This is a genomic window from Agrobacterium sp. 22-214-1 (genome assembly GCF_053522465.1).
Map to the genome: position 1 here is coordinate 1,053,098 of NZ_JBNWCK010000001.1, position 12,058 is coordinate 1,065,155.

The 12,058-nt window shown below is 61.6% G+C and carries 13 protein-coding genes, 1 tRNA gene and 1 pseudogene; 4 read left to right on the forward strand and 11 right to left on the reverse strand.

The features are described 5' to 3' along the window. Positions 1–98: 98 nt before the first annotated feature. Entirely contained in the window at positions 99–1,559 is a 1,461-nt protein-coding gene (locus ACQZ5G_RS05300) for a protein adenylyltransferase SelO (RefSeq protein WP_003522322.1), read from the reverse strand. A gap of 168 nt (positions 1,560–1,727) precedes the next feature. Here ACQZ5G_RS05300 and ACQZ5G_RS05305 point away from each other — a divergent pair, with 168 nt between their 5' ends. Beyond that, positions 1,728–3,443: a glycoside hydrolase family 32 protein gene (locus ACQZ5G_RS05305; RefSeq protein ID WP_448737489.1), complete on the forward strand. Its 1,716-nt coding sequence runs from the start codon at positions 1,728–1,730 to the stop codon at positions 3,441–3,443. Positions 3,444–3,511: 68 nt separating this feature from the next. Next, on the forward strand, positions 3,512–3,685 hold the full coding sequence (locus ACQZ5G_RS05310) for a hypothetical protein (protein ID WP_078051557.1): 174 nt from the start codon (positions 3,512–3,514) through the stop codon (positions 3,683–3,685). Positions 3,686–3,761: 76 nt separating this feature from the next. Here the strand turns inward: ACQZ5G_RS05310 and ACQZ5G_RS05315 are convergent, their stop codons facing one another. After that, positions 3,762–5,150 carry an MFS transporter gene (locus tag ACQZ5G_RS05315; RefSeq protein WP_448737606.1) on the reverse strand — a complete coding sequence of 463 codons (1,389 nt, stop codon included), beginning with the start codon at positions 5,148–5,150 and terminating at the stop codon, positions 3,762–3,764. 192 nt (positions 5,151–5,342) lie between these two features. On the opposite strand from ACQZ5G_RS05315, the gene ACQZ5G_RS05320 reads away from it, so the two are divergent. Then, positions 5,343–5,591 carry a hypothetical protein gene (locus tag ACQZ5G_RS05320; protein ID WP_448737488.1) on the forward strand — a complete coding sequence of 83 codons (249 nt, stop codon included), beginning with the start codon at positions 5,343–5,345 and terminating at the stop codon, positions 5,589–5,591. Positions 5,592–5,611: 20 nt separating this feature from the next. Here the strand turns inward: ACQZ5G_RS05320 and mazF are convergent, their stop codons facing one another. The 5 genes from mazF to ACQZ5G_RS05345 form a co-directional block, all read right to left on the reverse strand. After that, positions 5,612–5,971: a type II toxin-antitoxin system toxin MazF gene (gene mazF, locus ACQZ5G_RS05325; protein ID WP_125144642.1), complete on the reverse strand. Its 360-nt coding sequence runs from the start codon at positions 5,969–5,971 to the stop codon at positions 5,612–5,614. Next, positions 5,971–6,237 (reverse strand): type II toxin-antitoxin system antitoxin MazE, encoded by a 267-nt coding sequence (gene mazE / locus ACQZ5G_RS05330; RefSeq protein ID WP_448737487.1) that lies wholly within the window; start codon positions 6,235–6,237, stop codon positions 5,971–5,973. The genes mazF and mazE overlap by 1 nt, the downstream gene beginning before the upstream one ends. Before the next feature lie 68 nt (positions 6,238–6,305). Continuing rightward, a complete protein-coding gene (locus tag ACQZ5G_RS05335) occupies positions 6,306–6,506 on the reverse strand; it encodes a heavy-metal-associated domain-containing protein (protein ID WP_137452188.1) in 201 nt (66 codons plus the stop codon). Between the two features lie 53 nt (positions 6,507–6,559). Continuing rightward, positions 6,560–6,982, reverse strand: coding sequence for a Cu(I)-responsive transcriptional regulator (cueR, locus tag ACQZ5G_RS05340; protein WP_279658462.1), 423 nt, complete (start codon positions 6,980–6,982; stop codon positions 6,560–6,562). Beyond that, positions 6,979–7,743 carry an HAD-IC family P-type ATPase gene (locus ACQZ5G_RS05345; RefSeq protein ID WP_448737611.1) on the reverse strand — a complete coding sequence of 255 codons (765 nt, stop codon included), beginning with the start codon at positions 7,741–7,743 and terminating at the stop codon, positions 6,979–6,981. The genes cueR and ACQZ5G_RS05345 overlap by 4 nt, the downstream gene beginning before the upstream one ends. Between ACQZ5G_RS05345 and ACQZ5G_RS05350 the strand changes: the two genes are divergently transcribed. Further along, positions 7,707–7,793, forward strand: a tRNA-Arg gene (locus tag ACQZ5G_RS05350). The genes ACQZ5G_RS05345 and ACQZ5G_RS05350 overlap by 37 nt on opposite strands. A gap of 289 nt (positions 7,794–8,082) precedes the next feature. Here ACQZ5G_RS05350 and ACQZ5G_RS05355 read toward each other — a convergent pair. The 4 genes and pseudogenes from ACQZ5G_RS05355 to ACQZ5G_RS05370 all read right to left on the reverse strand — a co-directional run. Further along, positions 8,083–9,558, reverse strand: a pseudogene (locus ACQZ5G_RS05355) (heavy metal translocating P-type ATPase); the annotation flags it as partial. 174 nt (positions 9,559–9,732) lie between these two features. Then, positions 9,733–10,341: a class I SAM-dependent DNA methyltransferase gene (locus tag ACQZ5G_RS05360; RefSeq protein ID WP_448737486.1), complete on the reverse strand. Its 609-nt coding sequence runs from the start codon at positions 10,339–10,341 to the stop codon at positions 9,733–9,735. A gap of 41 nt (positions 10,342–10,382) precedes the next feature. After that, the gene (gene blaOXA / locus ACQZ5G_RS05365; RefSeq protein WP_448737485.1) at positions 10,383–11,207 is read right to left on the reverse strand and encodes a class D beta-lactamase; all 825 of its coding nucleotides are present in this window, start codon (positions 11,205–11,207) and stop codon (positions 10,383–10,385) included. A 170-nt stretch (positions 11,208–11,377) separates the two neighbouring features. Continuing rightward, the gene (locus ACQZ5G_RS05370; RefSeq protein WP_003522310.1) at positions 11,378–11,869 is read right to left on the reverse strand and encodes a YcgN family cysteine cluster protein; all 492 of its coding nucleotides are present in this window, start codon (positions 11,867–11,869) and stop codon (positions 11,378–11,380) included. Positions 11,870–12,058: the final 189 nt, after the last annotated feature.

Here is a 12,058-nt window from a genome sequence, read left to right on the forward strand (position 1 = left end):
CCAAGTCCTTGGGCTGAAAAGACTCCTCTCGCCGCGCAGACGCGCGGCGGCTGGATGCCGGATCAAGTCCGGCATGACGGCGAGGATTGACGAACCCGTTACGTCCCGCAAAAGGTCCTGAACACCCGTTCATGGCTCATCGGCGGCTGCATATAGACGAAATTGTCCGGCCGTTCATCGAAGGGCGTTGCAATCGCCGTCAGCATGGCGTGGAAGGGCTCGAAATCCCCCTCTTCCACCGCTGCTTCGATCAGTTCCTCGATGCGGTGGTTGCGCGGGATGATGGCCGGATTGACGGAGAGCATCGCCGCTGATCGTTCGGAATCGGAAATCGCCTCGCGACCGGCTCTTTCCCGCCAGCGCGCCAGAAATTCGTCCGCCCCCGCAATATCGATGAACATGCCGCGAAACGGTTCGGCATCGCCATTGGCCGCATGGGAAAGACGCCGGAAGGTCAGCGTATAATCCGCTTCCGATGCCTGCATCAGCGCCAGCAGCGCCTGCACCAGATCGATGTCGCCCTCTTCCTCCAGCGTCAGGCCAAGCTTTTTGCGCATGCCGGCAAGCCAGCGTTTGGGAAAGGCAGCGGCGAAATCGGCGAGAACGGCATTGGCAAGTTCGGCGGCTTTTTCCACCTGCGGATCGAGCAGCGGCAACAGGCATTCCGCCAGCCTTGCAATGTTCCATTGCGCGATGCCCGGCTGGTTGTTGAAGGCATAACGGCCCTGTGCATCGATGGAGGAAAAGACCTTGTTCGGATGATATTCGTCAAGGAAGGCGCAGGGGCCGAAATCGATGGTTTCGCCGGAGACCGCCATATTGTCGGTATTCATCACGCCATGGATGAAGCCCACCATCATCCAGCGGGCGATGAGGTCGCATTGCCTCTCGGCGATGCCGCGCAGCAAGGCGAGGTAAGGATTATCAGCGCCTTTCGCCTCGGGATAATGACGGTCGATCACATAGTCAGCGAGGTTCCTGATCGCCTCGTCATCCTCGCGCGCCGCGAAGAACTGGAACGTGCCGACCCGAATATGGCTTGCTGCAACGCGGGTGAAGACGCCGCCCGGCAGGCCGACTTCGCGCTGCACCCTTTCGCCGGAAAGGACAGCCGCCAGCGCCCGCGTGGCGGGAATGCCGAGTGCAAACATCGCCTCCGACACGATATATTCGCGCAGCACCGGGCCAAGGGCCGCGCGCCCGTCGCCCCGGCGCGAAAACGGCGTCGGGCCGGAGCCCTTCAGCTGGATATCGCGGCGCTTGCCGTTCCTGTCGATCACCTCACCCAGCAGAATGGCGCGGCCATCGCCCAGTTGCGGCACGAAACCGCCGAACTGGTGGCCGGCATAGGCCATGGCCAGCGGCTCTGCCCCCTGCGGCACGACATTGCCGGAAAAGATCGCCGCCAGCCTTTCATCGTCAAGGCCGGCCACATCGAGGAGGAGTTCATCAGCCAGCCCACGATTGAAGGCGATGAGCCGCGGCGCCTTCACCGGCGTCGGCAGCACGGCGGCGCTGAACCGTTCCGGCAGGCGGGCATAAGAATTGTCGAATTTCATCACGGGTAAACTCCCTGCTTTGCCCCTATATGGGGCCGGAAGGCGGCGGATGCGAGCGATAAATGCCCAACCTGCGCGATCGCCTCATTCAATTTTGCGCAATGAACTTTCCCGCGCCATCATCGTTCCTATGCTTGACCCGCAGAATGCCGAAGGAAAGGAAAAGCAATGACCGTCGTTGAAGCCGTAGCCGAGCCGGAAAGCGCCATCCGCACCATTCATACCGATCTGCCCGTCAACGCCACCTTCCATGTCTGGCTGAAGGCGAAGAAAGACGCCGAGCCCGGTGCCGTCTCCTTTTCCAATCAGAACGGAAAATTCGCCGAGGTTTCAAGCGTCAACACGGAAGAGTTCGGTTTTCGAATCTATCAGGTTTTCGGCGGCGGCCATGTGGAGCTGAGTTACGACACGGTCACGACCGCCGTTTCCGTCATCTACTGGTTCACCGCGTCGGATGTGCTCGAAACCGGCATCACCGTCGTCCATACCAAGCCGGACAATGCCGCACCGGAGCTTCCCGGCAGCTATCACTTCCGCCCGCCTTTCGGCTGGATGAACGACCCGAACGGTTTCGGTCGTTTCGAGGGGCGGCCGCATCTGTTCTATCAGCATTATTCGCACGGGCTGCGCTGGAACACCATGCATTGGGGCCATGCCGTCTCGTCGGATTATCTGCGCTGGCGACACCTGCCGATCTTCCTTTTCCCTTCCGAGGATTTGACGACACGGCCGGACAAGCGCGGCGGCGCCTATTCCGGCTCCACCATCCCGCTGGTGGAAGGCACGGGCATCCGCGTCTTCTTCACCGAGCAGGTGCAGGACCGCATTCCCGAACAGCAGATACAACTCACTGCCACCTCTTCCGATCTCATCATGGCCGGACAGGCCGAGGTCATTCTGGGCCACCGCCCGGACGGACAGGGGCTGACGCCGGATTTCCGCGATCCTTACGTCTTTCGCGGCCCTGACGGCCTTTGGAAAATGGTGCTCGGCAGCCAGAGCGATGGCGGCGGTGTGATCCTGCTTTACGAGACGTTGGACCCCACCGCCGCATCTGGCTGGACCTATGTGGGCAAGCTGTGGGTGGAAACGCGTTATAAAACCACGGCCATCGAATGCCCCTGCCTGCTGCCGCTCGATGGACCCGCCAATGCCCGTTCCACCCGCTGGGTGCTGGTCTATGGGCTGATGCATTCGGAGGACCCGGAGACCGGCCGCAAGAACCTCACCATGGCCGATGTCGGCTGGTTCGACGGCAAGGTCTTCACCAAGGAATCCGGGCAGGAGCTGGATTTCGGCACCGATAATTACGCCTTCCAGGCCTTTCTGGATGGCGACAGCATCATCGGCATGGGCTGGCTGGCCAATTGGGCGGATGCCAATCCGGAGATCGATTTCCCCACCTCCATGACGCTGCCGCGCCGAATTCACTATGTAAACGGCGAGCTTCTGACCCCACCCATCGGTGCGGCGGAAAGCCTGCGCAGCCATATTCTCGACCGCACGCGGCTGGCCGCCGGCGAACGCGTTACCTTCATCAACGGGGCGGTGGAAATATTGTTCGAGCTTGCCGCACCCGGCGCGCCCTTCGAACTGGTGCTCGATCACCCGGCGGTCAGGCTGGGCGTCGTTTCCGATGAAACGGGCCTGTGGATCCGCCACGAGGACGGGCGTGACGGCCCCTCGCCGCATTATATCGCCAAGGGAGCGAAGGCATCCCGCATCCGCATCTTTCTCGATTACGGCTCCATCGAAGTCTTCGCCAATCGCGGCCGATATGTGGGCACCAAGCGCCTCGAAGGTTTCGAACCGGTACGCTCGGCGCTGCTGAAGGCCGCCCCCGGCGCGGTGGTACATGCCACCAGCTGGGCGCTGAAACCGTGAGGAACCTTTTGGCGGATCGGGCGGTTGATAGACCGAAACCGCCCATTCCACGGATAAGGAGAAACGGCATGACCAAAATCCGCGACACCAGCGATCCGATCCTGTTTCCGACCGAAGCCAATGAAAACAAGGCCGAGAAAAAACGCGCCGGCAAGGGCATCGTCGTCATCATCGGCGCAATCGCGATCATGGCCTTCGTTGTCTATCTGGCGGCGATCACCATCGCCACCACTCAGTCCTGACGGCGGCGGAAGAGCCGCCTTTCGCTTTGTCGCATTTCCGGACGGAAAACCGGGTTCCACTTTTCCTGGAAATGCTCTAGTGCCTTTCGCCCCGCAACCCGCTGGCGGTCATGATCGCCAGCAGCGATACGACCACACCCAGCCCATAGAGATAAACCATCGGCATCGTTACATCCGCCCGCTCGATCTGCCCCACCAGATCGGTCGCAGCGGCGACGGTGCCGCTGGCGCCCGCACCGGCGGCGGCGCCCAGCGTCGCGACCGTCGGCAGCAGCGCACCCGTCATCTTGCGCTCCTCTTCCGGTGCGGCCTCCATGGCGGCCTGGCTGATGCCGGCCCATGACATGCCGAAGGCGGAGCCGATCAGAATTTGCCCGACGAGCATTTCTCCCCAGTTGCCGGTCGCAAGCCCGAGCCCCAGCAGCGCGCAGCCCGGCACCATCTGGTAAGGGCCGTAATGCAGGCAAATCTCCCGGAGGCGGGCAGAACGCAGACTACCGATCAGCATCGCCACGAAGCTCCAGGCAAGCGGCATCGTCACCACGATGAAACCGGCAAAGGTCGGTTCATGCCGCCAGAGATTGATGGCGACATAAGCAAGATAGACGCTGCCCAGCGCATGGGCATAGGACATCAGGAACAGCACCCAGAAACCGCTGCCGAGCACCGTCTTCAGCCGAAAGGAATCCTTCGGGAAAAGACCGATTGAAGGCCGGATGCCCGCACGCAGCGAGGCCCACAGCAGCGCCGCGCCCACCAGCAGGGAAAGAGCGCGCAGGCTCGCATCGTCGAAGGCGGAAGGCGCGGAAAATGCCAATGCGCCGACAAGGCAAAGAGCCAACGGCACCAGCGGTTTACGCGTCGCCGCCACCGGCCGCTCGGCGGAGACGGCAATGGTGGTGTAGGCCAGAAGCAGCAGGATCAGCGGCGCCGACAGCAGGAAAGTGGCGCGCCAGGAGATATGTTCGGTGGCGAAACCGCCGCTCAGCGGGCCGATGAAGGAGGCGACCGCCCAGATCGCCGCCTCGATGGCGAAGACCTTCGGCAGCAGGCCGGAGCGGAAACCGGCGGGAATGAGGCTGTAGCACACGGCGACGATCAGCCCGTCCGCCAGTCCCTGCAGGGCACGTCCGACGACCACCCACAAAAAGTCACCGGCGATTGCCGAGAGGACCGAACCGAAAGAAAAAATCAGGCAGCAGAGAAGCAAAACGACGCGTGCGCCAAAACGCTCGCGAAACAGGACGGCGGTGACGCCGCCCGCGACGGAACCGACGAAATAGAGACTATAGGCCCAGCTATAGAAGGCAGCGCCGCCGATTTCGTTGACGGCCACGGGCAAGGCTGTCACCACCGCGAACTGGTTGAAAGCGTGCAGGCCGATACCGGAGGAAATGACGGTCAGAAGCGAGAGATTCGCCCCGCTCAACAATTCGCTCCAGCCGTTTTTCTCCGTCATTTCCATACTCGACAAAGCCGTATCCTTTCCATTTTTTCGGGTACGGCGGGCAAACTAGAACCTCAAGCGCCATTGAGGTCAAGACGGCTTTTTCACGCAATCCGGCCCGACGGAATTCAGCGGCGGAATTCAGCGGCAGCAGGAACCCTTAGCGCCTCCGGGCCGTTTGTGAAATGAACGGACAGAAAGGACACCGTCATGGACCGCAAGAAAATCCTGCCCCGCAACGAAGACGCCATGGATGAGGACCTGCTCGATCTTGATATCGACGCCCTTCCCGCCAAGGGAGAAATTCCGCAATCCATCGAACAGGAAATCGAGGAAGAAGAGGCAGAGAGCGAGGACGATCCCTATCAGGAAAGCGACGAGGCCCTGCCCGACGATGCCGAAGAACGGGTGATCGACCGCAACCCTTCGCGGGAGGGCGGGGTTTTCGACGAGGTTTAGGGATTTCGTCCTGAACCGACTCAGACGGGATCGATCATGCTGATGACACGACCGGCGATTTCGTCGATCGTCGCATCGTCAAGGGTTTCGATATATTTCGCTTTTTTCTGGGCGACACGGGCAACAATGTCCATGCTTCTCACCTGATTGCATAGCGCGACACCCGTTGTCCTGTGGCCCGATATGTTCACGGCAAGCCCTGCCCTGCGTGTGAATACTCCACCCGTCGTCACGGGAACGACAAGGCACAGTCCAACCGCGTTGATTTCTCTGGGCGTGATGACGATACAACGATGCTCGTCCCTGATTTCGCTGCCGATGACAGGATTGAGGTCGACCAGATAAACGTCGCCACGTTTTGGAACCTGGCTGCGGACCATCAAAGGGCTTCTTTACCAATTGGCGGCGCTTCGTCCCATTCCCGCGCGCTGGCATTGAGGGCGGCGACTTCATCCGCACCCTCCAGCAGTTCTGCAAGCGTGAAGCGCTTCTTTTCCTGCCGAACCGGGCTGGCGACCAGCGCGCCGTTGTCGACCTCAAGTGTCAGTTGTTCACCGATTTCCAGCCCCAGCATCTTCAAAAGAGCGGGCGGGATGGTCATCACCGCCGCACCGCCCTGACGTCTTATTCTCGTCGTTACGGTCATCCGTCTACGCTCCATTTTGTGCAACATATGTAGCACATTTTTGGACCTGTGCAAACGGAAGCCGTCTCTCAACCCGCCCGTTCTGGCGAATAACCGGCGTCGCGGATCGCCGCTTCAGCAGTTGCGGCATCGCCCGTCACGGTCAGCCTGTGGGCATCGAGGTCGATGCTGACGGATGCGCCGGGAAGCGCCTCCGTCAGAGCGCCGCGCAGCGTCTTTTCGCAATGGCCGCAGGTCATGTCCGGAATGAGGAAAGTGGTTGCACTCATGGTTTTCTCCTTCTGGCCGGTCGTAATATTGTCGCGCCGGCTGTCATTAAAGGTCAGTGGGTTCTCGTGGGCCGGGCGTCGGTCTTATCGGCGCCCGCGAGATCGTCGAGGATGGGGCAGTCGGGCCGGTGGTCGCCGCCGCAGCAATGGGCGAGATGGGAGAGCGTCTTCACCATGCTCTTCATCTCGGCGATCTTCTGCTCGAGATCGGCGATATGGACGAGCGCGATTTCCTTGACCGCCGAACTTTCGCGGGTCTTGTCCTGCCAGAGTTTCAGCAGCGTCTCGGTTTCTTCCAGCGAGAAACCGAGCGTGCGCGCCCGCTTGATGAAGCGCAGATTGTGCACGTCCTGCTCGCCATAGACCCGGTAATTATTGCCGGTGCGGGCGGCCGGCGTGATGAGGCCGATCTGCTCGTAATAGCGGATCATCTTGGCGGAAACACCCGATGCTTCCGATGCCTGGCCGATATTCATGACGTCACCTCCCGATGGGCCACCTTCGCCCGTTTCAACCGCAGCGCATTGGCGAGAACGAAGACGCTGGAGAGCGCCATGGCGCCCGCGCCGATCATCGGCGACAGCGTGATGCCGAAGGCCGGATAAAGCACGCCCGCTGCAACCGGTATCAGCGCCACATTATAACCAAAGGCCCAGAACAGGTTTTCCTTGATGTTGCGAATGGTCGCCCGGCTCATCTCGATGGCGTTGACTGCGCCCAGAAGATCGCCGCCGACCAGCACCACATCGGCGCTTTCGATGGCGACATCCGTGCCGGTGCCGACGGCGATGCCGATATCGGCTTCGGCAAGCGCCGGCGCATCGTTGATGCCGTCCCCCACGAAGGCCAGCACCTTGCCGCCTGCGCGCATCTCGTGGATCGCCTTCACCTTGCCCTCGGGCAGCACTTCGGCCACCACGCGGGAAATGCCGACCTGCCGGGCGATTGCATTCGCCGTGCGTTCATTGTCGCCCGTCACCATCGCCACTTCGATGCCCATCGCCTGCAGCGCCCTGATGGCGGTGACACTCGAGGGTTTCAGCGGATCGGCAACCGCAATCGCGGCCGCCAGCCTGCCGTCGATGGCGGCATAAAGCGGCGTCTTGCCCTCGTCACCCAGCCTTGCGGCAGCCTCAGCGAAGATATCCACGGAATGGCCGAGTTTGGCCATGAACCGATCCGCGCCGACTTCGACCCTGCGGCCATTGACGGTGGCGGCGATGCCATAACCCGTCACGCTTTCGAAGTTTTCGACGGTCGCAGGTTCGAGTCCTGCAGTGGTCGCCACCTTCTTTTCTTCCGCAGCCCGGACGATGGCTTCGGCAATCGGATGTTCCGAACGGCCTTCGACGGCGGCGACGAGCGCCAGCACTTCGTCATCGGCAAACCCTTCCGCAACCACCAGATCGGTCAGTTCCGGGCGGCCCTTGGTGACAGTGCCCGTCTTGTCGACCACGACGATCTGCGCCGAGCGCAGTTCCTGCAGCGCCTGTCCCTTGCGGAACAGCACACCCAGCTCCGCCGCCCGGCCGGTGCCGACCATGATCGAGGTGGGCGTGGCGAGACCCATGGCGCAGGGGCACGCAATGATGAGCACCGCCACGGCATTGACCAGCGCGAAAGTATAGGCAGGCTCGGGGCCGAAGATCGCCCAGACGATAAAGGTCAGGACAGCGATTGCTATGACAACGGGCACGAACAGCGCGGTGACGCGGTCCACCAGCAGCTGGATCGGCAGTTTGGAGCCTTGCGCCTCCTCCACCATGCGGATGATCTGCGACAGCATGGTATCCGCGCCGACCTTGGTTGCCTTGAACTTGAAGGCGCCTGTCTTGTTGATGGTGCCACCGACAACCGCTGCGCCGACCTTCTTTTCCACCGGCACGGGTTCGCCCGATATCATGGATTCATCGACATAGGAGGAGCCTTCGACGACTTCGCCATCCACCGCCAGCCTTTCGCCGGGACGGATGACGACGATATCGCCGGCCACGAGGTCTTCGGGGGAAATATCGATGGTAGCGCCGTCGCGCTCCACCCGGGCGGTCTTTGCCTGCAGACTCATCAGCTTACGGATGGCGTCTCCCGTCCGGCCGCTGGCGCGGGCTTCGAGAAGCCGCCCGGTCAGGATCAGCGTGACGATGACGGTTGCGGCTTCATAATAGACGAACTGCGCCTCTTCCGGCAGCAGGTCGGGCGCGAAAGTCGCCACCACCGAATAGAGATAGGCCGCCGTGACGCCCAGCGCCACCAGCGAGTTCATTTCCGGCGCGCCGCGCAGCAGGGCCGGAAAACCGGTCTTGAGGAAACGCAGGCCCGGTCCGAAAATCACCGCCGTCGCCAGCGCGAAATAGATATAATAGAGGTTCTGCGTGTCGATGATGCCCATCAGCCAGTGATGCATCGGCTCATAGAGATGCCCACCCATTTCCAGCACGAAAAGCGGCGCGGTCAGGATCGCGGCAATCGTCAGGTCGCGTTTCAGCGCACCCTCTTCGCCGGCATGCTGCATATGGTCGTGGCCGCCGGTCTCGCCCGCCGCCATCTGGCCGTGGCCCTGATGATGTCCGTGGTGCTGGCCGTGACCGTTGTGGGCGGAATGGTCGTGCGGCGGCGTCTTCAGCGCAAAACCGGCAAGCTTTGCCGTTTCCACAAGCGCATCCCGTTCGCGCCGGCCGCCAATCGTTTCCACGGAGGCCTTGCCGGAGGCAGCATCGACCTTGACGGCGATTGTGGTGGCGACCGCTTCCAGAACGGCCTTCAGCCGCTCGGCCTCAGCCTCTCCCCGCAGGCCTTCCACCGCAAATTCGTGACGCTCCGGCGCGATATCGTAACCGACCTTCTTGATGGCGGCGCCAAGCGTTCTGGCCGAAAAACCCTCGGCCGGCTCGACGGTGAGCTTCTTCGTGGCGAAGTTCACGGAACTCGACATGACACCCGGCACCTTGGCCGCGGCCGTTTCCACCCGCCGCACGCAGGAAGCGCAGGTCATGCCTTCCACGGGAATGGAAACCGGTTCATGTCGATGAGCGTGTTTGACTGTCTCGTTCATGGGAAATCCCCTTTCGAGACCCTATGTAGAGATTCCCATGATGGGAAGGTCAAGGGAAGCGGAAACTTTTTGTTGAACACACAATCGTGAGTGCAGCCCCCCGCTGCAAAAAAGGGCGTTCGCCGCGATCATTCGATCTGTGGACCCGATACCGGGCGGGCCTGCCAGGCGCGTTCAGAGGGCTACGCGTCTTGCCAGATAAACCGTGGCGCCGCCGCATTCGGGATCGTTGACGATATGATCGAGAAGCCGGAAACCGTGCGCGGCGAGCAGGCTTTCATATTCATCGCGTGCGAGGCTCGCATGATAAAGCGGCCGGCCCTGAAAGGTGCCGATCGCTTCCCCGTGATCCGGTCCGGCCGTAAACATCAACGCCGCGCCGTCATTGGCATGCTGGTGGAAAATGCCGAACATGCGGCGCTGATCCTCCACCGTCAGATGGAAAAAACTGTGCCACGCGATCAACCCGTCGAAGCGGCGGCCAAGGGCCAGCTTTCGCATATCCGCAACCGCCCAGAGGTTCCCGGGAAATCTCTTCCGGCAAAGCTCGACCAGCGGCAGGGACGCATCGATGCCCGTGACGTCATAACCGCTGGCGATGAAGTAGCCGGCGATCGGCTCACCGGAACCGCAGCCAATATCGAGAATGGACGCGCCCTTCGGCAAAAGCGAGATGAACCTGTCGAGCCAGGGTTTTTCGGCAAGGGAGCGTCCACGCTGCCTGTCGAAATCGACCCCGTGTTCATTGTAGATCGTGATGACGTCACGAGAGGCGTCCGGCATATGCTTTTCCTTTTCGGGCAAAGGTCATGCCGACTGCGCACTTACCGGTGCACAGCCAGCCGGGGAATATCGCGCAGGAAGGCATCGCGCACGGCGGGGCCGAGCGGCTCGTCGGACGGTTTGTCGGAAACGCGCAGTCTCGCAAAGACGATGTGCTGGCCTTCGCGCTCCGCCCAGCCGACGAACCAGCCGAAGGGGCGGTTGCGGTCGGGATTGCCCTTTTCGTCGCGCATGTAGCCGGTGCCGGTCTTGCCATGCACCGCCCAGCTTTCCGGCGCATCGAAGACCGGCACGATTGCCCTGGTCTTGGCCTGCGCATCGCGCGAGACGGGGAGATTGCCGGCCAGAAGGCGGCGGAGAAAGCCGACCTGTTCCACCGGCGAGACCGTCAGCGACGATCCGAGCCAGGAATGGGTCAGGCCGTTATTCTTGCCCGGCTCGCCGAAAACATCGGCATTGCCGTAACCGAGGCGCTTCACATAGGCGGCGAATTTTTCCGGGCCGAGGCGGCGGGTGATTTCACGCGAATACCACAGCACAGAATCCTGTTCCCATATCGAGGGATCGACCGTCTTGCGGTCGGAGGCGCGCGCCTCCGTGCCGGGTTTCCAGTCCCAGGCGGGCGTCTTTTCATCCTGAAGAATGCCGGCGTCGTAACCGATCAGCGCCAGCGGCACCTTGAAGGTGGAGGCCGGCGCCACGCGCTGGTCGCAGGCGCCCTGCTGGTTGATGATGGCGCCGGTCTCGATGGAGGTGACCAGCGTGCATTCGAAGGCCTGGGGCTGTTGCTGGGCATCAGCGGAAAACGGCAGGAGCCCCGGAAGGGCGAGGCATGAAAGAACGATGGCGGGCAGCCGATAGCGCATGCGTTTTGATGTCCCTCGTCCGCTTTTGCGGATCATTTGCCGGAATGGCCGGAAGCTGTCTTTGATTTCAGACAAGTCGTAACCCGAAACCGTGACACGCTTTCGGGCGACACTGCCTTAAGGGAACGATGGGGCAGGAATAGGACCAAAACGAAAATAGACGTTTTCCGTCACGTCCGTTCCTTTTCGCCCGCCCTCTCGCCGACCGTCTCACCCACTGTCAGGGGCCAGTCGACCACATAATCCTCGAAGTCGTCAACATCCACATCGGCCTCGCTGACGGTGCGGCCGCGGGCGGAAATGCCGGCCTGATGCACCGTTTCCGTATCGCCGGAAACGAGATAGTGCCACCAGTAGAGATCCTTGCCGTCGCGCACCAGCGCATAGGCGCAGGTGGGCGGCAGCCAGCCGATCTCATGCACCTTCTTCAGGTCGAGCTGGATACAGTCCGGCACGGTGGCGCGGCGGTTTTCGTAATCGGAGCATCGACAGCTCTCGCCGTCGAGCAGCACACAGCGAACCGAGGTGAACACCACTTCGCCGGTGTCCCAGTCCTCCAGCTTGTTCAGACAGCACAGGCCGCAGCCGTCGCACAGGCTTTCCCATTCCTCGCCGGTCATCTCGGTCAGCGATTTGGTTTTCCAGAACGGCGCGTCATTCATCGTTAACATTTCCGTTTCATTTTGATCTCTTGGACGGGAGTGTTTAACCGGTCCCTAATCCTTTATATCGTATCGCCAAGGGCTGGTTTGTACGATATTTTAGCATATTGGCAGGCGGCAGAGGGGTCATTGGCCCGCGAAAGGCCGCCGCGTCAAGCACTTCCGACATAACCATGCCACGGTTTTGCG

What these genes read in the sequence shown, in the direction of transcription:
- ACQZ5G_RS05320 (WP_448737488.1), top strand. Translation starts at nt 5,343, where the DNA reads ATGGACCGCAAGAAAATCCTGCCCCGCAACGAAGACGCCATGGATGAG.
- mazF (WP_125144642.1), bottom strand. Translation starts at nt 5,971, where the DNA reads ATGGTCCGCAGCCAGGTTCCAAAACGTGGCGACGTTTATCTGGTCGAC.
- ACQZ5G_RS05305 (WP_448737489.1), top strand. Translation starts at nt 1,728, where the DNA reads ATGACCGTCGTTGAAGCCGTAGCCGAGCCGGAAAGCGCCATCCGCACC.
- blaOXA (WP_448737485.1), bottom strand. Translation starts at nt 11,207, where the DNA reads ATGCGCTATCGGCTGCCCGCCATCGTTCTTTCATGCCTCGCCCTTCCG.
- ACQZ5G_RS05335 (WP_137452188.1), bottom strand. Translation starts at nt 6,506, where the DNA reads ATGAGTGCAACCACTTTCCTCATTCCGGACATGACCTGCGGCCATTGC.
- mazE (WP_448737487.1), bottom strand. Translation starts at nt 6,237, where the DNA reads ATGACCGTAACGACGAGAATAAGACGTCAGGGCGGTGCGGCGGTGATG.
- ACQZ5G_RS05360 (WP_448737486.1), bottom strand. Translation starts at nt 10,341, where the DNA reads ATGCCGGACGCCTCTCGTGACGTCATCACGATCTACAATGAACACGGG.
- ACQZ5G_RS05370 (WP_003522310.1), bottom strand. Translation starts at nt 11,869, where the DNA reads ATGAATGACGCGCCGTTCTGGAAAACCAAATCGCTGACCGAGATGACC.
- ACQZ5G_RS05310 (WP_078051557.1), top strand. Translation starts at nt 3,512, where the DNA reads ATGACCAAAATCCGCGACACCAGCGATCCGATCCTGTTTCCGACCGAA.
- cueR (WP_279658462.1), bottom strand. Translation starts at nt 6,982, where the DNA reads ATGAATATCGGCCAGGCATCGGAAGCATCGGGTGTTTCCGCCAAGATG.
- ACQZ5G_RS05300 (WP_003522322.1), bottom strand. Translation starts at nt 1,559, where the DNA reads ATGAAATTCGACAATTCTTATGCCCGCCTGCCGGAACGGTTCAGCGCC.
- ACQZ5G_RS05315 (WP_448737606.1), bottom strand. Translation starts at nt 5,150, where the DNA reads ATGGAAATGACGGAGAAAAACGGCTGGAGCGAATTGTTGAGCGGGGCG.